This is a genomic window from Streptomyces sp. NPDC089799 (genome assembly GCF_040684755.1).
Taxonomy (GTDB): domain Bacteria; phylum Actinomycetota; class Actinomycetes; order Streptomycetales; family Streptomycetaceae; genus Streptomyces.
In genome coordinates this window covers 229,191-253,108 of record NZ_JBFBGR010000004.1, presented here as the reverse complement: position 1 = coordinate 253,108, position 23,918 = coordinate 229,191, and the positions used below count along the sequence as shown (strand labels likewise).

Annotated in this window: 22 protein-coding genes; 8 read left to right on the top strand and 14 right to left on the bottom strand. The window is 73.8% G+C overall.

From position 1 onward, the window contains the following. Window positions 1-38: 38 nt before the first annotated feature. From AB0O36_RS05675 to AB0O36_RS05655, 5 genes are all read left to right on the top strand, one after another. The gene (locus tag AB0O36_RS05675; RefSeq protein ID WP_365104466.1) at window positions 39-1,151 is read left to right on the top strand and encodes a hypothetical protein; all 1,113 of its coding nucleotides are present in this window, start codon (window positions 39-41) and stop codon (window positions 1,149-1,151) included. Between the two features lie 99 nt (window positions 1,152-1,250). Next, window positions 1,251-2,852 carry a M48 family metalloprotease gene (locus AB0O36_RS05670; protein ID WP_365104463.1) on the top strand — a complete coding sequence of 534 codons (1,602 nt, stop codon included), beginning with the start codon at window positions 1,251-1,253 and terminating at the stop codon, window positions 2,850-2,852. Then, window positions 2,849-3,949, top strand: coding sequence for a hypothetical protein (locus AB0O36_RS05665; protein WP_365104460.1), 1,101 nt, complete (start codon window positions 2,849-2,851; stop codon window positions 3,947-3,949). The genes AB0O36_RS05670 and AB0O36_RS05665 overlap by 4 nt, the downstream gene beginning before the upstream one ends. A 105-nt stretch (window positions 3,950-4,054) precedes the next feature. Further along, window positions 4,055-4,723, top strand: a complete 669-nt coding sequence (msrA, locus tag AB0O36_RS05660) for a peptide-methionine (S)-S-oxide reductase MsrA (protein ID WP_365104457.1) — start codon at window positions 4,055-4,057, stop codon at window positions 4,721-4,723. After that, a complete protein-coding gene (locus AB0O36_RS05655; RefSeq protein ID WP_365104454.1) occupies window positions 4,720-5,322 on the top strand; it encodes a hypothetical protein in 603 nt (200 codons plus the stop codon). The genes msrA and AB0O36_RS05655 overlap by 4 nt, the downstream gene beginning before the upstream one ends. Here AB0O36_RS05655 and AB0O36_RS05650 read toward each other — a convergent pair whose 3' ends face one another. From AB0O36_RS05650 to AB0O36_RS05625, 6 genes are all read right to left on the bottom strand, one after another. Next, a complete protein-coding gene (locus AB0O36_RS05650; protein WP_365104451.1) occupies window positions 5,323-5,697 on the bottom strand; it encodes a hypothetical protein in 375 nt (124 codons plus the stop codon). 182 nt (window positions 5,698-5,879) lie between these two features. Next, complete coding sequence (locus AB0O36_RS05645; protein WP_365104448.1) at window positions 5,880-6,554, bottom strand: response regulator transcription factor; 675 nt, start codon at window positions 6,552-6,554, stop codon at window positions 5,880-5,882. After that, window positions 6,547-7,695, bottom strand: coding sequence for a sensor histidine kinase (locus AB0O36_RS05640; RefSeq protein ID WP_365104445.1), 1,149 nt, complete (start codon window positions 7,693-7,695; stop codon window positions 6,547-6,549). Before AB0O36_RS05640 ends, AB0O36_RS05645 begins: the two co-directional genes overlap by 8 nt. 72 nt (window positions 7,696-7,767) lie before the next feature. Beyond that, window positions 7,768-10,005 (bottom strand): MMPL family transporter, encoded by a 2,238-nt coding sequence (locus AB0O36_RS05635; RefSeq protein ID WP_365104442.1) that lies wholly within the window; start codon window positions 10,003-10,005, stop codon window positions 7,768-7,770. 135 nt (window positions 10,006-10,140) lie between these two features. Continuing rightward, on the bottom strand, window positions 10,141-12,342 hold the full coding sequence (locus tag AB0O36_RS05630) for a sulfatase-like hydrolase/transferase (RefSeq protein ID WP_365104440.1): 2,202 nt from the start codon (window positions 12,340-12,342) through the stop codon (window positions 10,141-10,143). Window positions 12,343-12,483: 141 nt separating this feature from the next. Further along, the gene (locus AB0O36_RS05625) at window positions 12,484-13,539 is read right to left on the bottom strand and encodes an NAD(P)-dependent alcohol dehydrogenase (protein WP_365104438.1); all 1,056 of its coding nucleotides are present in this window, start codon (window positions 13,537-13,539) and stop codon (window positions 12,484-12,486) included. A gap of 195 nt (window positions 13,540-13,734) precedes the next feature. Here AB0O36_RS05625 and AB0O36_RS05620 point away from each other — a divergent pair, with 195 nt between their 5' ends. Continuing rightward, window positions 13,735-14,718 (top strand): helix-turn-helix transcriptional regulator, encoded by a 984-nt coding sequence (locus AB0O36_RS05620; protein WP_365104435.1) that lies wholly within the window; start codon window positions 13,735-13,737, stop codon window positions 14,716-14,718. A gap of 37 nt (window positions 14,719-14,755) precedes the next feature. On the opposite strand, the gene AB0O36_RS05615 is transcribed toward AB0O36_RS05620, so the two are convergent. From AB0O36_RS05615 to AB0O36_RS05605, 3 genes are all read right to left on the bottom strand, one after another. Continuing rightward, window positions 14,756-15,193, bottom strand: a complete 438-nt coding sequence (locus AB0O36_RS05615) for an Ig domain-containing protein (protein ID WP_365104432.1) — start codon at window positions 15,191-15,193, stop codon at window positions 14,756-14,758. 271 nt (window positions 15,194-15,464) lie between these two features. Next, window positions 15,465-16,724, bottom strand: a complete 1,260-nt coding sequence (locus AB0O36_RS05610; protein WP_365104429.1) for an Ig-like domain-containing protein — start codon at window positions 16,722-16,724, stop codon at window positions 15,465-15,467. A gap of 145 nt (window positions 16,725-16,869) precedes the next feature. After that, the gene (locus AB0O36_RS05605; protein ID WP_365104426.1) at window positions 16,870-17,211 is read right to left on the bottom strand and encodes a hypothetical protein; all 342 of its coding nucleotides are present in this window, start codon (window positions 17,209-17,211) and stop codon (window positions 16,870-16,872) included. Window positions 17,212-17,319: 108 nt separating this feature from the next. Here AB0O36_RS05605 and AB0O36_RS05600 point away from each other — a divergent pair, with 108 nt between their 5' ends. Then, window positions 17,320-17,643, top strand: coding sequence for a hypothetical protein (locus tag AB0O36_RS05600; RefSeq protein ID WP_365104423.1), 324 nt, complete (start codon window positions 17,320-17,322; stop codon window positions 17,641-17,643). A 148-nt stretch (window positions 17,644-17,791) separates the two neighbouring features. On the opposite strand, the gene hutH is transcribed toward AB0O36_RS05600, so the two are convergent. From hutH to AB0O36_RS05585, 3 genes are read right to left on the bottom strand one after another with little or no spacing between them, the layout of a single operon-like run. Continuing rightward, complete coding sequence (hutH, locus tag AB0O36_RS05595) at window positions 17,792-19,333, bottom strand: histidine ammonia-lyase (RefSeq protein WP_365104698.1); 1,542 nt, start codon at window positions 19,331-19,333, stop codon at window positions 17,792-17,794. Between the two features lie 41 nt (window positions 19,334-19,374). Further along, a complete protein-coding gene (locus tag AB0O36_RS05590; protein WP_365104421.1) occupies window positions 19,375-20,010 on the bottom strand; it encodes a dihydrofolate reductase family protein in 636 nt (211 codons plus the stop codon). After that, window positions 20,010-20,825, bottom strand: a complete 816-nt coding sequence (locus tag AB0O36_RS05585; RefSeq protein WP_365104418.1) for an alpha/beta fold hydrolase — start codon at window positions 20,823-20,825, stop codon at window positions 20,010-20,012. The genes AB0O36_RS05590 and AB0O36_RS05585 overlap by 1 nt, the downstream gene beginning before the upstream one ends. A 134-nt stretch (window positions 20,826-20,959) precedes the next feature. Between AB0O36_RS05585 and AB0O36_RS05580 the strand changes: the two genes are divergently transcribed. Continuing rightward, window positions 20,960-21,607, top strand: coding sequence for a TetR/AcrR family transcriptional regulator (locus tag AB0O36_RS05580; protein ID WP_365104416.1), 648 nt, complete (start codon window positions 20,960-20,962; stop codon window positions 21,605-21,607). A gap of 46 nt (window positions 21,608-21,653) precedes the next feature. Here the strand turns inward: AB0O36_RS05580 and AB0O36_RS05575 are convergent, their stop codons facing one another. Together AB0O36_RS05575 and AB0O36_RS05570 are read right to left on the bottom strand one after the other, a co-directional pair. Further along, on the bottom strand, window positions 21,654-22,769 hold the full coding sequence (locus AB0O36_RS05575) for a sensor domain-containing diguanylate cyclase (RefSeq protein WP_365104414.1): 1,116 nt from the start codon (window positions 22,767-22,769) through the stop codon (window positions 21,654-21,656). A 289-nt stretch (window positions 22,770-23,058) separates the two neighbouring features. Further along, window positions 23,059-23,889: an enoyl-CoA hydratase-related protein gene (locus AB0O36_RS05570; RefSeq protein WP_365104411.1), complete on the bottom strand. Its 831-nt coding sequence runs from the start codon at window positions 23,887-23,889 to the stop codon at window positions 23,059-23,061. Window positions 23,890-23,918: the final 29 nt, after the last annotated feature.

The following is a 23,918-nucleotide window of genomic DNA, read 5'->3' as shown; positions in this document are numbered from 1 at the left end:
ATTCGCCTCCGGGCCGGTCCGTCTGGTTCGCTGGAGGCATGGAGATTCTCTGGTTCCTGATGACGGCCGCCCTGCTGCTGGTCATCGTCAGGGCGTGGATACGGCGCCGCCGCGGCGGTGTCGGGCCGCAGCTCGTCGCGCCCGGCAGCCCGGACGCGGCGGACCCCGCGGACTACGGCTTCGTCCGGCAGGAACAGCTCGACATCCGGGTTCCCGGACCCGACGAGGACCTGATGGACGCCCTCGCGGTGGTCCAGGGCACCCAGCAGTGGAAGGCCGCCTCCCGGCTGCTGGCCGGCACCCCCGCGGAGGGCGAGCAGCGCTGGCAGCGGGTGCAGGCGTTCGCGGGCGCGGCCGCCCTGGAACTGGCGCAGCAGCCGGGCAGCGGGGCGCGCTGGCTGAAGGCGTGGCGGCTGGAGGCGGAGGAGGACCCGGGCGGCGCCCAGGTGCACGCCGAGTTCCTGGTGCAGCAGGCCTGGCGGCAGTCCGGCGGGGTCGGCTCCACCGACCACCGGATCATCCTGGAGGAAGCCCGCGAGGCGTGCGCCAAGGCCGCGGCACTGGCCCCCGACGACCCCGTCCCGTACATCACGGAGCTGGCGGTCGCGCGCGGACTGGCGTACCCGCCCGCCGAGTTCGACGTGCTGTGGGCGAAGGTGATCGACCGGGCGCCGGCGCACATGGGCGCGCACATCGCGGCCCTGCACTACCTGTGCGCGAAGTGGCACGGCTCCCGCGAACAGGCCGACGCCTTCGCGCAGGCCGCGGCCGCCCGTGCCCCGCAGGGCTCCCTGCTCGCGGCACTGCCGCTGTTCGCGCTGTACGAGCACCTGCCCGACATGGCGCTCGTACAGGACTTCTTCGGGACCGCGGTGGTCAGCCGTGCCGTGGAGGGCGCCATGTACGCGGTGCGGGGCGCCCGCGCGGACGACCCGATGCTGCCGCACGTCCGGCACCTGCTGGTGTTCTTCCTCGTCAACGGCGAGCGCTGGACGGAGGCGATCGAGCAGGTCGGCCACGTGGACGGCTACGTGGGCGCGCTGCCCTGGTCGCACGATGCCGACCCGGCGCACATGTACGCGGTGTTCCGCGCCCTGGCGGTCGGCGGGTACGAGGCCAACGGCGGGTCCCCGGCGACGCTGCCGCATTGACCTACCCGGCAGTACAACCTCCGGGTCCCCCCACTCGTCACACCCTGCGTACTTCAGCAGGCTTCGCATCAGCACCATCCCGTGGGGGGACCCGTCCGAATGGGCGCATATCTGCGCGCCTTGCGCGCTCTCGTACTTCTCGCCGGCTTCTACCTGCTCGGCCTCGTCCTGATCGCCGTCCTGGCCGGCCTGGACTGGGCCCTGATCACGCGGACCGACGCCGGACCGCTCGCCGCGAAGATCGTCATCGTGTCGGTGGTCCTCGCCGTCCCGATCCTCCGCGGCATGACCATGCTGCGCACCCCCGCGCCGGAGCCGGCGCCCGGTGTCCGCGTCACCGACGCGCAGGAACCCCGCCTCTGGGCCGCCGTACGCGACATCGCCGACGGGGTCGGCACCCGCGCCCCCGACGAGATCGTGCTGGTCGACGAGGTCAACGCGGCCGTCCGCGAGGAGGCCCGGATGCTCGGCCTGCGCGGCGGCAAGCGCACCCTCCTCCTCGGCCTCCCCCTGATGACCGGCCTCGACGAGACCCAGCTGCGCGCCGTCCTCGGCCACGAACTCGGCCACTACAGCAACTCCGACACCCGGATGATGCCGCTCATCGTGCGCGGCCGGACCCAGCTGGTCCGCACCATCGGCCACTTCCTGGAGCGCGCCGACACCAAGGTCGCCAAGGAGACCGCCAAGCAGGAGAAGGCCGCCGAGAAGCGGCTCGCCAAGGGCCGGAAGGCCAAGGCGGTCGACACCACCGGTGTCGGCGTCACCTACCGCGCCATGGCGAAGATCTACACCGGCTACGGCAACTTCTACCTGCGGGCCACACTGTCCGCCGCCCGCCGCCAGGAGTTCGCCGCCGACCTCGCCGCCGCCCGCATCTGCGGCCGCGACGCCCACGCCGCCGCGCTGCGCGAGCTCAACGTGCTCACCCCCGCCCACGACTTCTACATGAGCTCCTACGCCACCCTCGGCGTGGGCGCCGGACTCCTGCCCCGGCACGGCCAGTTCTTCGGCGGCTTCGCCGAGCTCCTCGCCGCCCACACCGAGGACCTCGAAGGGCTGCGCGCGGACCTCCCGACCGAGCCGTCCTCCCCGTACGACTCTCACCCGCCGCTCGCCGAGCGCGTCGCCCGTGTCGAGGCCCTCCCCGACGACGGAATGCCCGCCCGCTCCGGGCGCCCGGCGCTGGGGCTGCTGACCGACCCGGCCGCCTCGTTCGCCGCGCTGGAGCGGGAGGTGCTCACCCCCGAGGCCCTGGCGATGCCCCGCATGGACTGGGAGGACCTGGTCCACAGCAGCATGAGCCAGTACGTCGCCCAGGGCGCGGAGGACATCCGCGGCGCCCTGACCTCCGAAGGCACCGACGGCACCCTGTCGTCCCTGCTGGACGCGATCGACGCCGACCCGGCCGTGCTGTGGCGGATCGCCGAGCACTTCCCGAAGTCGGAGGAGGCCGCGGCGGCCACCGGCCGCGCCGCCCGCGCGTTCGCCCGCCCGGCCGTCCGGCGCGCCCTGAACCAGCTGGTCACCATCGAGCTGACGGCCCGCGGCACCGCCCGCTGGCAGCTCTCCTGGTCCGACTCGGCCTCGGTCCGCTACCCGGCGGACGGCTTCGCCGACCAGCTCGCCCTCGCCCTGGACGCGGCGGTCGCCGACCGCCCCGACACGTCCCTCCTCCGGAAGCTGGTGACCGCGCCGTGAGCATCGTCGCGGGCATCGCACTGCTCGTCCTCCTGTACCGGCTGGGCCGGGCGCTGCAGCGGCGGCGCAAGGCCATCGGCGTACTGGTGGGCACCCCCCGCGGCCGGGAGAAGGCCGCCACCGCGGTCGTCGCCCTCGGCTACGTCCCCCGCGAGGCGCTCGACACCGGGGAACGCGCCCCGGTACCGGCCGAGGTGACCGCCGTGCTCGACGCGGTCCGCTCCGGTGACTGGGAGACCGGCGCGGCCTGGATCGAGGCGGCCGGCACCGACTGGGACGAGCGGCGCCGGCGGATCGGCCGGGTGGGGCGGATGGCCGTCGACGACGACGGCTGGCTGGTGGCCTGGCGGACCGCCCGGCCCGAGGACCCCACGGGCGCGGCCGTGGACGCCGATGCCGCCGTGATGCTCGCCTGGGAGGTGCGCGGCTCCAAGAGCGCCCGGGACACCACCCGGGAACAGTTCCAGGTCTTCGTCGAGCTGCTGCGCAAGGCCCAGGAACTGGTGCACGAGGCCCAGCGGGTCGCGGACCCCGCGGACCCGGTCCCGTACGTGCTGGAACAGCCGGTCGCCATGGCACTGGCCTACTCGCACCGGCGGTACGAGGCCCTGTGGGCGGAGATCGTCGGGCGCGCCCCGAAGCTGCTGGCGGCGCACACCGGCGCCCTCCAGTACTGGTGCGCCAAATGGTGCGGCTCCCATGAGCTGGCCGAGTCCTTCGCCCGGCGGTCGGCGGCCGCGGGTGCCCCCGGGGACCTGCTGTCCCTCCTCCCCCTCCAGGCGTTCTTCGAGCACGAGATTTCGGACGGCGGGCTCGACCGGAACGAGTACTACAAACGGCCGGAGGTCGTCGAGGCGGCGGACGCGGCCCTCACCGACGCCGGGGCGGCCGACCCGGACGACCCGCGCACGGTCCTGCTGCGGCACATGCTCGCCTGGGTCCTGTACTGGCAGGACCGGTACCCGGCGGCGGTCGAGCAGTTCCGGGCGGTCGACGGGTACATCGGCGCCGCCCCGTGGACGTACACGACCGAGCCGAAGCGGCAGTACCAGGAGCTGCGCGACTACAGCGTGCGCCGGGCGGCACCGGGCCCGTGACGGCACCCTGACGGACGGCTCCGGGCCGGGCCTTCGGCGATGAGGGCGGTGGTGGGGGAATCCCGGGCCCCCCTCCGGCGTTGTCGGGGTACACAAGGAGGCCCCATGTTCACGTACCGCCGTACGCCCGAGCTCCCCACGCCCGAGCAGGCCATCAAGGGCCGCCCGGAGCCCCTCTTCACCCTGCCCGCCCGCCACACCGTCCTCGGCAACCCCCTGGCCGGGCCCTACCCGGAGGGCCTGGAGGTCGGGGACTTCGGCCTGGGCTGTTTCTGGGGCGCGGAGCGCAAGTTCTGGCAGACCCCCGGCGTGTGGACCACGCTGGTCGGCTACCAGGGCGGCTACACGGAGAACCCCACGTACGAGGAGGTCTGCTCGGGCCGCACCGGCCACACCGAGGTCGTCCGTGTGGTCTTCGATCCTTCCCGGGTCTCCTACGAAACCCTCCTGAAGGTCTTCTGGGAGGCCCACGACCCCACCCAGGGCTTCCGCCAGGGCAATGACGTCGGCACCCAGTACCGCTCGGCGGTCTACACCCACTCCGAGGCCCACCAGGCCACGGCCGAGGCGTCCCGCGCCGCCTACCAGCAGGTCCTGACCTCCTCCGGCTACGGGCAGATCACCACCGCGGTCCTCCCCGCCGCCGAACGCCCCTTCTGGAACGGCGAGGAGTACCACCAGCAGTACCTCGACAAGAACCCCGCCGGCTACTGCGGCATCGGCGGCACGGGCGTGAGCTGCCCCATCGGCGTGGCCCCGGCGCCCGGGCAGTGACCGCCCCGCTCACCGATCCCGCACACGCGCGGCTGACCCGGCTCTGGCAGGACCGGACGCCTGCCGGTCCGGTGCTGCCCTGGGAGCTGAAGACGGCGTACGCCGACAGCTGGGTGCGCTTCCACAGCCTGCCGGAGTCGAAGCGCTACGCGGAGGACGAAACGGAGTACGCCGTCCTCCTCGGCCGCTACAACACGGTTCTCGACGAGCTCTTCGGGGGCGGCGAGGTGTACGTGGTGACCACCGACTGGGCCGACCCGTCCGAACCGACGCAGTGGTCGGCCCACCGGGCCGCCCTCCACCCGGAGGGCACCCTGTGGACCACCCTGGACGTCACCGACGACCCGGACCCGGCATTCCACACGCGCTGGTACTTCCACGCCGACCGCCGCCCCTGGCGGCCCGGCTGCCTCGACCGACTGCTGCGCGCCGTCGCGGACGACACCCTGCCCGGAGTCTTCGTCACGGATCCCGGGTTCACCCGCATCCACCACCCCTACGACGGCGGCGCCGACGTCATCCTCCCCACCCCCGAGGAGCGCGACCGCCTGCGCGACCGCCACTCCGCCTGGCTGTCCGCGCACGCCTCGGGGTACTGATCACGACAGCTCGTGGCCGTGGACGCGCTTCGCGTCCAGGTGGAGTTCGTACGGGCCGAAGCAGTCGGCGGCCAGCGTGGCCACCCGGGCGCCGCAGGGGCAGGCACGGTTGAGTCCGCTGTCTCCGGACGGACCACAGCATCCACCACTGTTCTCCCAGTCCGGCAACGGCCGGAGGGCGGGAGCGTCCTCAGGGTGGATCACGATGTTGCCACGCGGCCCGGCCGAGAGCACGGTCACCCCTTGGTCAACCGTCCAGTGCCCGCGCGGCTGCCGGGGCCCCGTGTACCCCTGGTCCGGATGCGGCACGTACGGAGCGCCCCAGGGTTCGGTCTCGATCGCGTAGTGCCCCTGCGGCAACGTGGCCGCTGCCATGCGAGTCTCCCTGTCCCGTTCCTGAAGGTCGGGCACCGGTGGAACGGCAGGCAGTCGCATCAGGTCCGGGGTGAGGCCGGCACCGCACTTGGCACACAGAAAAACGGTCACCCCGCCGTTGTAGCCGCCGCCTGCACCCCGACGCACCCTCGTTTCCGTCCCGCGCTGGGTTCGCGCATCATCTAGTCGAGCCGGTCGCGGTTCGACAGGAGGCCCTGGGCCAGGGCTGTGACGACGGCGTGGGTGCGGTCGCTGACGTCCAGTTTGGCGAAGACGCGGAGGAGGTGGGTCTTCACCGTGGCTTCGGCGATGACGAGGCGTTTGCCGATGTCGGCGTTGGAGAGGCCGTCGGCCACGGCGTTCAGGACGTCCTGTTCGCGGGCGGTCAGGACGACCGGGGCGGGGCGGCGCATGCGGGCGACCAGGCGTTCGGCGACGCGGGGGGCGAGGACGGTTTCGCCTCGGGCGGCGGAGCGGACTGCCTCGGCGAGCCGGTCTGCGGTGGTGTCCTTCAGGAGGTAGCCGATCGCGCCCGCCTCGACGGCCCGTTCGATCTCCACGTCGGTGTCGTACGTGGTGAGGATGAGCACCCGGGTGGGGGCCGGGCCGGCGGTGATCGCGGTGGTGGCGGCGACCCCGTCCATGACCGGCATGCGGAGATCGACCAGGGCGACGTCCGGTGCCGGGGACATGCTCCCGACGAGTTCCACCGCTTCGCGGCCGTCGGCGGCCTCGCCCACGACCTCGATGTCCGGGACGGGGGCCAGGAGGGAGATGACCCCCGCCCGCATGACCGTGTGGTCGTCGACGACCACCACGCGGATGGGGCCGGCCGTGCGGTCCGTGGTGTCAGGCATGGTGGGGAGTTCCCGTCGTGTGGAGGGTGGCCAGGATGCGGGTGCCGTCGCCGACCGAGCTGGTCACCGTCAGGTCGCCGTCGAGCTCGGCGAGGCGTTTGCGCATGCCGTCCAGGCCGAAGCCGTGGGATTCGGCGACCACGAAGCCCCGCCCGTCGTCGGTGATTTCGAGTTCGATGGCGTGCGGGTGCTGGGTGAGGACCACCAGGACCGTGCTCGCGTCGGCGTGTTTGCGTACGTTGGCCAGGGATTCCTGGGTGCAGCGGAGGAGTGCGATCCGGGTCTGCTGGTCGCAGTCGACGTCCTCGGGGAGGTCGGCGTCCACCGTGATCCCGGTGTCCTGGGCGAAGCGCTCCAGGGTGCGGCGGAGCGTGGGGACCACGGAGCCGGGGGTCAGGCCGCCGTGCGGGGTGGCGCCGACCAGGGACCGGGCCTCGGCGAAGTTCTCGCGGGCGGTCTGCTCGATGGAACGGAGCTGGCGTGCCGTGCGCTCCGGGTCGTCGCCCAGGCCGGTCCGGGCCGCTTCGGCCAGGACGATGATGGAGGCGAAGCCCTGGGCGAGGGTGTCGTGGATCTCCCGTGCCATCCGTTCCCTTTCGTCGGCGGCCCCCTGGCGGCGGTGCGCCTCGGCCAACTGGTCCTGAGTGAGAGTGAGTTCGGCCGCCAGGGCGGTGGCGCGGGCTTCGGTGTCCGAGAGCAGGCGGGAAAGGAGGAGGCCGGCCGCGACGGACACCAGGTAGCCGGCGAGGGCGGCGGCGGCGTTCCCCGGCGAGTCGATCCAGAGGCTGCCGGCCGCGGTGGCCGCGGCGGCGCAGCCGCCGAGGAGCAGGGCGGTCCGGGGGCCGCGGGTCTGGAACCAGAACTGCGGGAGGGCGGCGACGAAGAGGGCCGCACCGCCCCCGGGGAGGGCCGCCATCACACCGAGCCCGAGGGCCAGCACCCACAGGTAGGCGAGGGAGTGGTCGCGGGCGCGGTGGACGGCCGCGTAGGCGAAGGCGGCGCCCACCAGGACCAGGGAGGCCGCCTTCGCCGGGCCCGAGTCGTCCCCGGTGGCGATGGCCGAGGGGACCAGGCCCAGCAGCAGCCAGGCGGCGGTGTACCAGCGGTGGAGGTCCCTGAAGCCCGCTCGGCGGTCGGTCATGCGATCAGCCCCCTGTGCTCGGTCCGGTGCGCTCGGTCCGTGTGCCCGGTCCCTGCGCCCGGCGCCCTGCGGTCAGCCTACGGAGACCGGCTGACGGTCCGTCGGCCCGGGGCGGGCGGTACGGAGCCTTCCGCGTGCGGGCCACCAGTTGGCCTCGCCGAGCAGCAGCATCAGGGAGGGCAGGACCAGCACGCGGATCACGAAGGCGTCCAGCAGGACCGCGACGGCGAGGCTGAAGCCGATCTGCTTCATCTCGATCAGGTGCAGGGCGGCGAAGCTCGCGAACACCGTGACCATCACCAGGGCCGCGCTGGTGACCACTCCGGCGGAGGAGGACAGGCCCTCGATGACGGCCTGCCGGGTGGGGGTGCCGGCCAGGCGGGCTTCCCGGATCCGGCTGATCACGAACACCTGGTAGTCCATGGAGAGCCCGAAGAGGATCACGAAGAGGAACAGCGGGACGCGCGAGCCGATCGATCCGGTGGACTCGAAGGCGAGGAGCCCCTCGGCCCATTCGTTCTGGAAGACCAGGACCAGCAGGCCCAGCGAGGCGAAGGCGGACAGCAAGTTCAGCACGATGCCGACGAGGCCGAGGACCACGGACCGGAACGCCCACACGGTCATGGCGAAGGTGACCAGCAGCAGTGCCCCGACGATGAGCGGCAGCTTGCGCTTCTGGTGGGCGGGGTAGTCGGCGTACCGGGCGACCTCGCCGGTGACGGCGACCTCGGTGCCGGCGATCCGGCCGACGGTGTCGGGGACGAAGTCGGTGCGGAGGCGCTCCAGGGAGTCATGGGCCCGGGGGCTGCTCACCGAGTGCGGTACGGCCATCTCCAGGAGGGTGACGCGACGGTCCGCGGAGACCCGCAGGACGGGCGTGCCGCCGATCGCCGGGTCCTCGGCGGCGGCCCGGTCGGCGAGGGTGCGCAGGGCCCCGGCGACCTCCTCGGCCCGCTCGGCGTCGGAGCGTACGACGACCTGGTGCATGGCCTTCAGCTCGGGGTAGGCGGCCATCAGCCGGTCGTAGGTCTTCATGGCCGGGATGGCGCGGGAGTGCGTCTCGCGGCTCATCTCGGTGATGTTGATGTTCAGGACGGGCAGGGCGAGTGCGACGAGGGCGAGACCGGAGACGGCGAGGGTGGCGGCGGGGTGCTTGGCGACCGGGCGGAGCACGGCGGCGGTGATCCGGCCGCCGCCGGTGCGCGGGGCACGCCGGCCGCGCAGGGTGCGTCGTACGGGCTTGCCGGCGGCGGCGCGGGCCGCGGCACGGGCCTCCCGGCGGGCCGTACGGCGTTCGGCGCGCTCGCCGAGCTTGGCGAGCACCGCGGGCAGCACGGTCAGCGAGCTGAGGACGGCGACCAGGGTGACGACGACGGCGCCGGTGGCGATGGAGGAGAAGATGACGTCGTCGGCGAGGTACAGGGTGGCGCTGGAGACGGCCACGGCCAGCCCGGAGACGACCACGGCCCGGCCCGAGGTGGCCGCGGCCAGTTCCACGATCGCGCCGGTGGTCAGGCGGCCGCCGGCCCGGGCCCGTTCCTCGCGTTCCCGCTTGAGGTAGAAGAGCGTGTAGTCCACACCGACGGCCAGGCCGATCAGCAGGATGACGTTGGTGCCGACGCCCGCGTCGGGGAAGACGTGCGAGGCGAGCATCGACAGGCCGACGGCGGCGACGATCGAGGAGAGCGCCAGCAGCAGCGGTACGACGGCCATCATCAGGGAGCCGAAGACCAGCAGCAGGGTGATGAGCGTGACGGGCAGGGCGATGACCTCGGTGCGGGAGAGGTCCTGGCCGCGGAGCTTGTCGACTCCCTTGCCGATGGAGGGGCTGCCGACCTCCTCGACGGTCAGCCGGGGGTGTGCGGCCCGGACCTCGGCGGTCTGCGCGAGCAGCGGGTCGACGTGCTTCTTGCCGTCGAGCTCGGCGCCCTTCATGGTGACGTCGACGCGCAGGGCGGTGCCGTCGGCATTGGCGACCGGGGCGGCCACCGACAGGACCTCGGGGAGCGCCCGCATCCGTGTGCCGATCTCCCGCGCGGCGGCGTCGGCCTCGGCCCGGTCGAGCGGGCCGGTGCCGGGCGCGGCCTGGACGATGACCCGTTCGAGGGGCTTCTGCTGGAGCCCGCCGGAGGCCGCGAGGGCCTCGGCCCGGCCGGCCTCGCCGATCCGGAAGTCCTCCGAGGTGGCCGGGTTGGAGCCGAGGGCGATGCCCGCGCCCAGGCAGAGGACGACGAAGAGCAGCCATCCGGTGATGGCCTGCCAGGGGTGCCGGGCACTGTGCCGGGCCATGCGTACGGTGAGGTTCTTCATGGTGTTCAGCCTCGCCGTCGGGGGCGTTCCGCCGACAGGACCGGCCGGTTGGACCCGTTGTCCACCGGCCGGTGGACAACGGGCCGGTGGCGAGCGCCGCCGCCGGGCCCGGTTCCGGCGCGCAGGACGGTCGGCTCAGGCGCGCAGGACGGTCAGCCAGGGCTCGGCCCAGGAGGTGTGGTCGAAGGCCGAGTTGCCGTTGGCGTCCTCGACCACGAGGTGGAGCAGGCGTATGCCGCGTACGTCGAGGTCGATGCGGGCCGGGCCGCCCGCCCCGGTGAGCACCCCGCTGGTGAACAGGGTGCGCCCGTCTCCGACGATCCGGGCCCGGGTGGCACCGGCCGCGGACTGCGCGGTGGAGAAGTCGTCGATGCCGACCAGGGCCGTGAAGCGGTCCGCCCGCGCGCCCAGGTGGTAGACGATCTCCGACGGTGCGTGCACGCCCAGGCCCTTGGCGTACGTGCGGCCGCCGAAGGCGATGGCGGTACCGTCGCCGGCCGGCTTGCGGCCGTTGGAACGGTCGAGCTCGACGGGCCCCCAGCCGTTGGCCGCGGAGACCCGGGGGAGGTCGCTGAGCCAGGAGTCACGGGTGGGCGGGGCCGGCAGGACCGTCCACGGGCGGGCCGCGGTGAAGGCGTACGGCGCGGTGGCGGCCTCCGCCGTGAGGGCGTGGGTGGTACCGGGGAGGGCGGTCGCGGGAGGGGTGATGCGCCAGGTGGTGGTGAGCGCGGCCCCCGGTGCCAGGGAGGCTGCGCCGGCGGGAGTGGTGGCGGTGACGGTCCAGCCGGCCGGGGCGCGGAGCGTCACCGCGGCGTCGGTCCAGGGCCGGGCGGTGCCGTTGGCGAGGGTGGTGGTGACGGTGCCCGCCGACGGGTCGGCCGTGGTGGTCAGGCCCCAGGGGCGGCGGGCGTGGGTGTCCGCCCAGGAGGCGCGCAGGAGGGCGGTCAGCGAGGTGACCACGGCGGGGTGGGCGGCGGCCACGTCGCGGGTCTCGCCCGGGTCGGCGGCCAGGTCGTACAGCTCGAAGGCCCACTGTGCGTCGGGGACGGTGCGGTCCCGGGCCGGGGCGAAGCGGACGGCCTTCCAGTCGTCCCTGCGGACGGCCTCGGCGATCTGCTTGGCCCGGCCGCCGTCCTGGGCGTTGGCACGGCTGGTCACGCCCTGCTCGTCGCGGTACCAGTACAGGTGCGCGTGCCGGGGGGCGAGGTCGGCGCGGCCGTCGAGGACGGGCCGGGCGGACAGCCCGTCGATGTCGGCGGGGGCGGGGGCGCCGGCCAGATCGGCGAGGGTGGGCAGCAGGTCGTGGAGCGGGGTGGGGCGGGAGCTGGTGGTCCCGGGGGCGATGCGGCCGGGGGCCCAGGCGAGCAGCGGGACGCGGATGCCGCCCTCGTAGAGGTTCCGCTTGTAGCCGCGGAGGGGCCCGTTGGCGTCGAACAGGTCGGGGTTGACGCCGCCTTCCTCGTGCGGCCCGTTGTCGCTGGTGAACAGCACGACGGTGGAGTCGGCGACGCCGAGTGCGGTGAGCCGGTCCACGATCGTGCCGACCTGCTGGTCGAGTCGGGTGATCTGGGCGGCGTGCCCCTTGTTCTGCGCGCTCCAGGAGCGGGAGGCGTACGGGCCGGGGTCGGGGACGTCGGAGGGGGCGTGCGGGAGGGTGGGCGTCAGCAGGAGCAGGAAGGGGTCGGTGCCGCCGGCGTGCTCGTCGAGGAAGGCGAGGGCCCTGGAGAGGATCAGGTCCGGGGCGTAGGTGCCGGCGGCCACCGGCTCGGTGGCGCCGTTGTGCCAGAGCCGGGACGGGTAGTACTCGTGGGCGTGGGAGTGGTCGATGTAGCCGTGGAACTCCTCGAACCCGCGGGAGTTGGGGTGGCTCTCCTGGTCCGCGGCCTCCGGCCCGAAGCCCCACTTGCCGAAGAGGCCCGTACGGTAGCCGCGGGCGCGGAGCACCTCCGCGAAGGTGGTGTCACCGGCCCGGAGGGAGCCCTGGCCGCCGCTGCCGGGGTTGGCGCGGACGGCCGAGTGCCCGGTGTGCAGGCCGGTCAGCAGGGAGGCCCGGGACGGTGCGCAGACGGCGGCCGCGGAGTAGGCGTCGGTGAAGCGCAGCCCCTCGGCGGCGAGCCGGTCCAGGCGGGGGGTGGCGATGAGCTTCTGGCCGTACGCGCCGAGGTCGCCGTATCCGAGGTCGTCGGCGAGGACGACGACGAGGTTGGGCGGGCCGGAGGCGGTGGTGGAGGTGGTGTCGGTGGCGGCCCGCGCCGGGGCGGTGCCGGGCAGGGCGGGCAGCGCCGCGAGGCCGGCCGCCGCCGCGGATCCGGCGAGGAAGTGACGGCGGCTCGGCATCGCGGACTCCTGTGCACTGGGGGCTGAGGGACTGACGGCCCTGCGGCCCTGCGGCCTGACGGGCAGTGAGCCGATCATGCGCGGCGGGTCCGGCCCGGTCCATGCACGGAGTGTTAAGGCGTTGTGACGGCTTCCGCGGGGCTAGATCGTGGAGTTGTCGATGACGAAGCGGTAGCGGACATCGCCGGCGACGACCCGCTCGTACGCCTCGTTGACCTGGTCGGCGCGGATCAGTTCGATCTCCGCGCCGAGCCCGTGCTCCGCGCAGAAGTCCAGCATCTCCTGGGTCTCCGCGATGCCGCCGATCATGGAGCCGGAGAGGGACTTGTTGCCGCCGATGACGGAGAACAGGTTGAGGGTGACCGGCTCCTCGGGGGCGCCGACGTTCACCAGGGTGCCGCCGGTCTTCACCAGGCCCAGGTACGCGGTGAAGTCGAGCGGGGCGGACACCGTGGAGACGACCAGGTCGAAGCGGCCGGCCAGGGCCTCGAAGGTCGCCGGGTCGGAGGTCGCGTGGAAGTGGTCCGCGCCCAGGGCCAGTCCGTCGTCCTTCTTGCGCAGGGTCTGGGAGAGGACGGTGACCTCGGCGCCCAGCGCCTTGGCTATCTTGACGCCCATGTGGCCGAGGCCGCCCAGGCCGACGACGGCGACCTTCCTGCCGGGGCCCGCCTGGCCGCGCTTCAGCGGGGAGTACAGGGTGATGCCGGCGCACAGCAGCGGGGCGGCGACGTCCAGGGACAGGGCGTCGGGGATGCGGACGGCGTAGTTCTCGTCGACCACGACATGGCTGGCGTAGCCGCCGTACGTCGGCTCGCCGTCACGGCCGCGGGCGTTGTACGTGAAGACCGGGCCCTCGGCGCAGAACTGCTCCTCGCCACGGAGGCAGTACTCGCAGGTGCGGCAGGAGTCGACGAGGCAGCCGACGCCGACCCGGTCGCCGACCGCGAAGTGCGTGACCCGCTCGCCCACCTCGGCGACCACACCGGCGATCTCGTGGCCCGGCACCATCGGGTAGATGCCCTCGCCCCAGCCGTCGCGGGCCTGGTGGATGTCGGAATGGCAGATGCCGGCGTACCTGATCTCGATGAGGACGTCCTGCGGGCCGACCGCGCGGAGCGGGACGGTGGTCCGCTCCAGCGGGGCCTTGGCGGCGGGGACGGCGTAGGCGGCGGCCTCGGTGACGGTGGCCCGGTACATGGGGTGACTCCTCCGGTCGTGTCCGCCGGCGGATCGTGTCCGTCGGCGGTGCCGGCGGCGTGCCGGCGGACCCCACGATGCCGGGGCGGGGGCGGGCCACCCAGCCCCCTGCTCTGCCTAGGACCGGCGAACCTACCACCGGCAGGGTCAGGATCGGCCCCGGGCCGGGGCCGGTCCGGCGGTGATACTGGCGGGATGGACCAGCTTGATCAGCGAGCCGAACTGGGCGAGTTCCTGCGTTCCCGGAGGGCCCGGCTGCGGCCGCAGGACGTGGGCCTGCCCGATCACGGGCGGCACCGGCGGGTACCGGGCCTGCGCCGGGAGGAACTGGCGCAGCTGGCCGGGGTGTCGGTGGCGTACTACACGCGGCTGGAGCAGGGCCACGGGCAGAACGTCTCGGTGGAGGTGCTGGACTCCATCGCGCGGGCGCTGTGGCTGGACGAGGTGGAGCGGGAGCACCTGCTGCACCTGGCCCGTCCGAAGGGGCGCGGGCGGATGTGCCGGCAGAGCTACCGGCCGGAGCGGGTCCGGCCGGAGCTGCTGACGCTGCTCGACGCCATGGAGGGCGTACCGGCGTACATCGTGGGCCGGCGGCAGGACGTGATCGGCTGGAACCGGACGGCGCGGGCGGTGTTCGGGGACTTCGAGGCGATGCCGGCGGCGGAGCGGAACCTGGTCCGGCTGGTGTTCCTGGACGAGGCCACGGCGGCGCTGTACCAGGACTGGGACTGCCGGGCCTGCGAGGTGGTCAGCAATCTGCGGCTGTACGCGGGACTGCACCCGGAGGATCCGCAGCTGGCGCCGCTGGTGGGCGAGCTGTCGGTGAAGAACGAGGAGTTCCGGCGGTTGTGGGCGGCGCACACGGTCGCGGACAAGGCGCACGGGGTGAAGCGGCTGCGGCATCCGCTGGTGGGTCCGATGTCGCTGTCGTTCGAGACGTTCCGGGTTCCGGACAATCCGCAGCAGGCCCTGGTGACCTTCCACGCGGAGCCCGGCTCGCCGTCCGCGGAGGCGCTGGCGCTGCTGAACTCCTGGGGCGTCCCCGAGCCGGGGCGGCCTGAGCCGAGGCCGGAGCGGCACGGGCCGCGGGAGCAGCCCGAGCGGCCGGGTGCGCAGCCGGAACGGCCGGATGCGCAGCCGGACCGGGGAGCGGCACGGCGAGCGGACCGGGCCCCGTAGGGGACCGCCCGCCCGCCGCGCCACCCCTTCCGGGCGGTCAGCAGCGCGGGCAGGCGTCGCGGATCACGCGCCAGGTGAACGAGGTGCTGCCCGAGTTGCCGGCCGAGTCGGTCGCGGTCACGGTGACCGTACGGGTCCCGGAGCCGCGCAGGAGGCCGAGGATCGTGCCGGTGGCGGCGTCGATCCGGGTGCCCGTCGGCAGGTTGACCGCCGACCAGGTGTAGGGCGTGGTCCCGCCGGTGGCGGTCATCCGCAGGCTGACGCTGTCGTACTGGTAACCGGTCTGCGTACCGGGGTTGGCGACGGTGATCGCGGCCGCTGCGGTGCTCCTGGCGATCGCCGGTCCGCCCTCGTGGGCGGGGGCGGCCGCGTGGGCCGGTGCGCCGGCCAGGGCGAGCATGACGGCGAGGCCGCCGACCAGGGCGGCCGACCGGCCGCGGCGGACAGTGGGCCGGGAACGGGAAGAGCTTCTCAAGAGGACCCTCCGGGCTCTACGGGGGCCGGCCGCGTCGGCGGACGGCCCGGACATGCGCACGCGCACGCCGGCGGCGTGCGCGTTCGAAGTTCGGTCGTGCGTGTCCGGATTGCGTTGAGCCCCGGCAGCATAGGCGCGGCGGGTACGGAGCACCAGTGCGCGGCACCGGGCGCCGGAAACGCGTACGGCGGGGAGCGGTGGGCGGTGGGCCCTGCTGCTCCCCGCCGTACGCGGGATTCCGGTGGTGGACGGCGTGCGGTGGGTCAGCGGGTCAGACCGCCGAGCCGGCCTTCCATGCGGCCCAGTCCATGTTCCAGCCGTTCAGACCGTTGTCGGGCTTGATGGTCTTGTCCGGGGAGTTGGTGACCGTGACGACGTCGCCGATGAGCGAGTTGTCGAAGAACCACGCGGCCGGCTGGTTGGGGTCGCCGGCGCCCTTGACGTCGTTCAGGCCGACACAGCCGTGGCTGGTGTTGACGTTGCCGAAGACCGAGTCCGAGCCCCAGTAGTTGCCGTGGATGAAGGTCCCGGAGGTGGACAGCCGCATCGCGTGCGGGACGTCCTTGATGTCGTACTCGCCCTTGCCGTCGTCGTCCGTGAAGCCGACGGTGGCACCGTTCATCCGGGTCTCCTTGAACTTCTCGGAGATCACCATCTGGCCGTTGTACGTCGGGTTGGCCGGGGCGCCCGCGGAGATCGGGATGGTCTTGACGACCTGCCCGTCCCGGGTGACCGTCATCTTCTTGGTCTTGGCGTCGACGACCGAGACCTGGCTGCGGTCGATCTTGAAGGTGGCGGTGCGGTCCTGCACGCCGACGACACCGGGCGCGCTCTGGACGCCTTCCAGCTTCATCTTCAGCGTGACGGTGGAGTTCGCCTGCCAGTACTGCTCGGGGCGGAAGTCCAGCCGCTGGGCGCTGAACCAGTGGCCGACGACCTCCTGACCGCTGCTGGAGCTGACGGTGATCGCCGACTGGACGGCCTTCTTGTCCTTGATCGGCTTGTTGAAGGTGATCGAGACCGGCATGCCGACGCCGACCTTGGAGCCGTCCTCCGGGGTGAACGAGCCGACGAAGCTGTTCTCCGGGGAGACGGTGGTGAAGGAGGCGTTCTCGTGCGCCTCGCGGCCCGCGTCGTCCGTGGCGGTCGCCGAGAGGGAGTACTTCGCGGAGCGCTTGAGCGCCGCTTCGGGCTTCCAGCTCTTGCCGTCGGCGGAGATCTTGCCGGAGACGGCGCCGCCCTCGGAGGACTTCATCTCCACCTTGGTGAGCTTGCCGTCACTGACCGTCACGGTGGTGGAGTTCAGGCCGACGTTGGTGGCGCCGTCCTTGGGGGTGATGGCTATTCGGGCCTTGGACGTGTCCTTGGCCGCGGCGGCGTCGACGTCCGCCTGCGAGTTCCCGCTCGCCGCGCCATTGCCCGCGGGCTTCCCGTCGCTGCCGCCGTCGTTGCAGCCCGCGAGCACCAGTACCCCGCCGAGCAGGGCGGATACGGCCGCCAGGCCTCTCCGCCGCTTGCTGTTCGTCCTCACACTCACTCCATCGTTGCCGGAACCCCGAGGATGGAACCTGAGCTTCGGTCCCACGGCAGGGGACACCGGCCCCCTCCCGGGACAGACAACGCAAGCGGCGGGGGGATCGGTTCCACATCCCGTTCGGATGTGGGCCACCCCACTGTCAGGCGCGGTCGTCCTCCTCGTTGAAGACCCCATCTTCCTCGTCGATGTCCCACTCCAGGGAGTCGGGGTCGTAATCGACCGGCTCGGTGCTCCAGGACGCCTGCGCGAGCTCCACTCCGGGGACCTCCGCGACCAGGTCGGTGGGGTCGATGAGGTAGGCCAGCGCCTCCGCCTCGTCCTCGCGGACGGTCGCCTCGGCGTGCGAGCGCTCGTCGTCGGGCATGTACTCGTCGGCCTTGATGTGCTCCAGTGCCGCTCCGGTGAGTGCATCCGGATCCGGTACTTCCAGTACCAGATCGACACGGAGCCGGATGAATCTCATGGTCTCTGATGTCTCCATGAGACGGAGAGTAAGCCTGCGGACGGCCCGGACTTTCCCACGACCCGCCCCTTTCATTAGCATCGGCCCACACGGCCAATTCGCTGCTGCCACAAGGGGGATCGAACCGTGTCCGCACGTCGACCGCTGCTCACCGCCCTCGGGGCGACCACCCTCCTCGGCGCCTTCTGGTTCGTCCCTTCGGCCAACGCCACCGCTCCGGAGCAATCCGGCCCGCCCGCCTCCGGCACCACCCCGGTGAACGGGAACACGGCCGTGCGCACGGCCGCCGGGACCACCGGGGCCGCCGGGGCGCAGCCCGCCGCGCCCCGGCTCGCGCTCGCCGACACCGGCGGCCCGGACACCACCCCGTACGTCTTCGGGGGCGTGGCCTGTCTGGGCGTCGGGGCGGGCTTCGTGGTCCTCTCGGCGAGTCGTACGCGCGGCCGGTAGCCGCCGTACGCGCGACCGTAGCCGCCGTACGCGCGCCCGCCGGCTGCGTACGCGCCCCCGCCGGCCGGGCGCGGGCGCCGGCGCCCCGGAAACGCCCGAAGGGCCGCCCCACCGTGGTGGGGCGGCCCTTCGCCGTCGGGAGGGGACGTCAGGCCAGCGGCCCGGTGACGCTCTCCACCGCCGCGACGAGGGCGCCCGTACGGACGAACTCGTGGGCGGCGGCCAGGTCGGGGGCGAGGAAGCGGTCCGGCCCGGGGCCGCCCACACCGGCCGCCCGCGCGGCGGCCACGGCCGCCTGCGAGGCCGGTGCCGGGACCAGCCCGGTGCGCAGCTCGACGGCGCGGGTGGCGGCGTACAGCTCCACGGCGACGATGCGGGTCAGGTTGTCGATGGCGGTGCGCAGCTTGCGGGCGGCGGACCAGCCCATCGACACGTGGTCCTCCTGCATCGCGGAGGACGGGATCGAATCGGCGGAGGCCGGGACGGCCAGCCGCTTCATCTCGCTGACCAGGGCGGCCTGCGTGTACTGGGCGATCATCAGGCCGGAGTCCACGCCGGCGTCGTCCGCCAGGAAGGGCGGCAGGCCGTGGTTGCGGTTCTTGTCCAGCAGCCGGTCGGTGCGGCGCTCGGCGATGGAGCCGAGGTCGGCGGCGGCGATGGCCAGGAAGTCCAGGACGTACGCCACGGGCGCGCCGTGGAAGTTGCCGTTGGACTCGACGCGGCCGTCCGGGAGGACGACGGGGTTGTCGACGGCGGAGGCCAGCTCGCGGGAGGCCACCAGGGCGGCGTGCGCGATGGTGTCGCGGCCGGCGCCGGCCACCTGGGGGGCGCAGCGCACCGAGTAGGCGTCCTGCACCCGGGGGGCCTCGTCGTCCTGGAAGTGCCCGGTGAGCCCGGACCCCTTGAGTACGGCGGCCATGTTGGCGGCGGAGTCGCCCTGCCCGGGGTGCGGGCGGATGGCGTGCAGCTCGGGGGCGAGCACCCGGTCGCTGCCGAGCAGCGCCTCCAGGGAGAGCGCGGCGGTGATGTCGGCGGAGGTGTAGAGGCGGCGGAGGTCGGCGAGGGCCATGCAGAGCATGCCGAGCATGCCGTCGGTGCCGTTGAGGAGGGCCAGGCCCTCCTTCTCGCGGAGCTCCACGGGGGCGATGCCGTGCTCGGCGAGCAGCTCGCCGGCCGGGCGGAGGATGCCGTCGGGGCCCTCGGCGTCACCCTCGCCCATGAGGGCGAGCGCGCAGTGGGAGAGCGGCGCGAGGTCGCCGGAGCAGCCCAGGGAGCCGTACTCGTGGACGACCGGGGTGATGCCGGCGTTGAGCACGTCGGCCATGGTCTGGGCGACCTCGGGGCGGACGCCGGTGTGGCCGGAGGCGACGGTCTTCAGCCGCAGGAACATCAGGGCGCGGACCACCTCGCGCTCGACCCGCGGACCCATGCCGGCCGCGTGCGAGCGGACGATGTTGCGCTGGAGCTGTGCCCGCAGGTCATGCGAGATGTGCCGGGTGGCGAGGGCGCCGAACCCGGTGGACACCCCGTAGACGGGCTCGGGCTTGGCGGCCAGAGCGTCCACGATCGCGCGGGCTCGCCCGAGCGCGTCGAGGGCCTCTGCGGACAACTCGACCCGCGCGTTCCCGCGGGCCACGGCGATGACGTCCTCGGCAGTGGTGCCGGACGTCCCCACCACGACAGTGTGCATATCCATATTCAGCACCCTACGGACTGAATCTCAATATGTCACTAGTGTCCCGGGGCACGTCCCCGGGACACCCGGTAACGGATGTGGGTGACCTCGTCGGTGCCCACGGTCCGCTCGGGGGTGAGGGCGATCTCCGGGTCGACGCCGTCGAGCAGCCGGACCCCGGAGCCCAGCACCAGCGGGGCCAGGTGCACCTCCAGCTCGTCCACCAGGCCGGCGTTGAGGTACTGCCGGACGGTCTCCGCCCCGCCCGAGACCTGCACGTCCTTCCCGTCCGCCGCCTCCCGGGCGCGCTCCAGGGCCTCGTGCGGGCCGTGGGTGACGAAGTGGAAGGTGGTCCCGCCGTGCCGCTCCCAGGGCGGGCGCGGGGTGTGGGTGAGCACGAAGACGGGTGCCCGGAAGGGCGGCGGGTCGGGCCAGTCGGCCTCGCCCTCGTCGAACATCCGGCGGCCCATGACATAGGCGCCCGCCCGCGCGAAGTTCTCCTCGACGATCTCCCCGGAGGCGTTGCGGCCGCCGCCGCCCAGGCTCTGCCGCTCCCGCCACGCCTCCACCCCGTACAGCCAGCGGTGGATCTTCATCCCGCCGTCGCCCAGGGGGTTGCCGGGACGGGCGTTCGGACCGGCGACGTACCCGTCGAGGCTCATCCCGATCGACACGAACACCCTGCCGCCCATCAGTGCTCCTCCTCGGTGAAGAACCCGGCCAGCACGGGCGCCATGGCCTTCGCCGCCACGCCGTGGTCCTGCCCCTCCAGGGTGCGGCGTACGGCGTCCGGCAGCACCCCGGCCAGCGCGTCGGCGGCCGTGCGGATCCACGGGAAGCTCTCGCCGCCGTCGGCGACCAGGACCGGCACGGACACCGGGGCCCAGCGCCGGCCGTCCAGCGGGCGGCCGCGCATGGTGTCCCCCATGGCGGCGGCGTCGTGCGGGAGGGTGTGCGCCACGGACTCCATGAAGGCCCACGACGGGTCCTGGCGCATCCCGCCGAGGTATTCGGCGGGCACCCCGACCGCAGCCGTCATGAAGTACTCGACCATGGCACCGCGGGAGCCGTCCGCCAGCAGCGCGACCAGCCGGTCGGAGTACTCCTCGGGGACCGGCGGCCGACTGCCGTCCACCACGAACGGCGGCTCGTACAGGGCGAGACGGGTGACGGCGGCACCGCGGGCGACCGCCTCCAGCGCGAGCGCCGCACCGGAGGACAGGCCGAACACGCACGCCGTCCCGCCCACGGCGGCGATCACCGCGGACAGGTCGTCCACCTCGTCCTGCACGTCGTAGCGCCGGCCGCCGTCGCCACTGTCGCCGCGGCCGCGGCGGTCGTACGCGACCACGGTGAAGCGGTCGGCGAGCTCCTCGCCGAACTCGCGCCAGCGCGGGTCCTCGCGCACCCCGAACGCGCCGCTGACCAGGACCAGCGCCGGGCCGGTGCCCTGCCGGTCGAAGGCGATGACGGTGCCGTCCGCCGAAACCGCGGTCTCGAAAGCCATGGGATCCCCCTCAATGTGTACGCTGTTCACATCCACTGCCCGAAGAATAGCCACAGGATGTGGACGCCGTCCACATCAAAGTCCGGCACCCACGTCCCGCGCCGCACCGTGAACTCACCGAAGGAGCACGCCAGATGGCAGCCACCCCCGACCCGGCCCCGCCCAGACGCGCCACCTACCGCCACGGGAACCTGCGGCCCGCCCTGCTCGACGCGGCGGTCGGACTCGCCGCCGAAGGCGGGCCCGCGGCCGTCTCGCTGCGCGAGGTGACCCGGCGGGCCGGGGTGGCCCCCAATGCCGCCTACCGGCACTTCGCCGACCGGGACGCACTGGTCCACGCCGTGTCCATGGCGGCCATGGCGGAGGTCGCCGCCCGCATGGAGGCCGAGCAGGCGGCCGTCCCGGCGACCGCGGACCCGGCGACCCGCGCGCGGGCCCGGTTCCGGGCCGTCGGCACCGGCTACCTCGGCTACGCAGTGGCCGAACCGGGGCTGTTCCGGGCCGCCTTCCACACGCCGGCCGACATGACCCACGCGGCCGACGACACGGCCGCGGGCGAGCAGGGGCTGACGCCCTTCGAGATCCTCGGCGCCGCACTGGACGGGCTGGTGGACGCCGGCCTGCTCCCCCCGGAGCGGCGCCCGGGCGCCGAGTTCCTCGCCTGGTCCGCGGTCCACGGCCTCGCCGTCCTGATGATCGACGGCCCCCTCCGGGGCATCACCCCGGCCCAGGCCCACACGGCCGGCCAGGACGTCATCTCCATGGTCGAACGCGGCCTCTAGCCGCCGCGCGGGTGTGCGGCCGGATGCCGCCGCCTCCGCCGAGCGGTCAGCCGCGGCCGCGGAAGCGGCGGCGTTCGGCGGGGGCCGTGGGGTGGGCGGCGTCGGCGAGGCGGACCACGGCGGTGTCCCGCCCGGCGACCACCGGCTTCGCCGAGCGCGCCGCCTTCGCCTTGTACTGCGCCGCGTCCGCCAGCCGGAACAGCCGCCGCGAGGACTTCACCTGCCCGATGTCGTCCCCCGTGGAGGCGACCCCGCAGGCCACCCCCTCGCCGAGCTCCAGCTCCCCCGCCCGCTCGCACACCAGCTCCGCCACCCGTACGACCTCGTCCGCCGCCGGACCGACGGAGACCACGCAGAACTCGTCCCCGCCCAGCCGCGCCACCAGCGCGCCCGGCAGCATCGCGCCGCACAGGCTGAGCACCGACCCGAAGCGCTCCAGCAGCCGGTCGCCGGTCGCGTGCCCGAGGGTGTCGTTGACCCGCTTCAGGCCGTTCAGGTCGCAGACCACCAGGCTGACCACCGCCCCGGCCGTCCGGTGCGCTTCCAGCGCCTCGTCCAGCCGCATGTCCACCGCGCGCCGGTTCGCGAGCCCGGTGAGCGGATCGGTGAAGGCCAGCCGCCGCGCCTCCTCCAGCCGCTCGTTCTGCGCCAGCCCGGCCGCCACCACGGCCGCCAGCACCGCCGCGAACTCCGCGTCGTCCGGGTCGAACTCCGGCAGCCCCTCGTCCCGGGCGACGTAGAGCTCTCCCCAGGCCCGCCCGCTCAGCACGACCGGCGCCACCACGCAGGACCCGCGGCGGCGCCGGCGCAGCGCGTCCCCGCGCCGTCCCGGGCGGCCGCTGGCGGCGTACTCCACCCAGGCGTGCGGGCCACCGCCCCCGGCCCAGCGCTCGTGCAGGAACTCGGTGATCTCCGGGAAGTCGTGCACGGGATAGGACTCGTCCTCGGGGAACTCCTCCTCGCCGGGCCGCCGCGCACCCTCGTTCACCAGGACCCGCAGCCGGCCCCGCTCCCGCTCCCATGCGGAGATCGCGGCGAACGACCCGTCGAGCGCGGTGCGCGCGCCGTGCGCGGCCGCCCGTACCGCATCCCGCGGCGTGTGCGCCGCCGCCATGGCCTGTGCCAGGCTCACCACGGCCCGCAGCCGCCCGTCCACTCCCATCACCCCAGCGTAGGGAGTTTTGTCCGATTCAGTGATGCGTGATCCGCCCGATGCGGCATTCGGCCGCCGCCCGGGCAGGCAGTGCCGTCGGCATCACGGCGGCCACCGGGGTCACGGCGGCCACCGGGGTCACGGCGGCCACCGGCGGCACTGCGACCACCGGCGGCACGACGGCCCCCGGCCTCACGACGGCCCTCGCCGTCACAGCGGCCGGCGGCATCACGGCAGCCGGCCGCGTCACGGCAGCCGGCGGCCGTAGCCGTCACGGCAGCCCTCGCCGTCACGGCGGTCAGCGGCCCGGCCAGTTCGGCTTCCGCTTCTCGTTGAACGCCGCCACGCCCTCCGCCCGGTCCCCGGAGAAGGCGACCGTGCGCCAGGCGGCGTCCTCGATCTCCAGCCCGGCCGTCAGGTCCATCCCGTGCCCCAGCCGCAGCGCCTTCTTGGCCGCACGCAGCCCCACCGGGGAGTTCGCCGCGATCGTCCCGGCCAGTTCCAGCGCCCGCTCCCGGTCGCGGCCCGCGCCGACCAGCTCGTCCACCAGGCCCAGCGCCAGGGCGTCGGGGCCCTCCACCCGCCGCGCCGTGAAGATCAGCTCCGCGGCCCGCGCCGCACCCACCCGGCGCGGCAGCAGCTGCGTACCGCCGCCGCCCGGGATCACGCCGACCGAGACCTCCGGCAGGCCCACCACCGCGGTCTCGTCGGCCACGATCAGGTCGCAGGCCAGCGCGAGCTCGAAGCCGCCGCCCAGGGCGAAGCCGTGCACCGCCGCGATCGTCGGCATCGGCAGCTCCAGCACCCCGCCGTACGCGCCGCGCGTGGTGGGCCGCTGCGCGACCAGCTCGGCGTCGGAGAGCGAGTTCCGCTCCTTGAGGTCCGCGCCCACGCAGAAGGCCCGCTCGTGCGTCGAGGTCAGCACCACCACCCGGGCCTCCGGGTCCGCGGCCAGCGCCGCGCACGCAGCACCGATCGACCGGGCCATCTCCGTGGACACCGCGTTCATCGCCTTGGGCCGGTCCAGCACCAGCTCCACGACCCCGGTCGCACCGCCGCTGCCGCCGTGCCGGCGCACCTCGACGAACTCCCCGAAGCGCTGACCCTGATCCAGCCGACCCTGATCCATCCGACCCACCCGACCCTCCCGGTTAACGA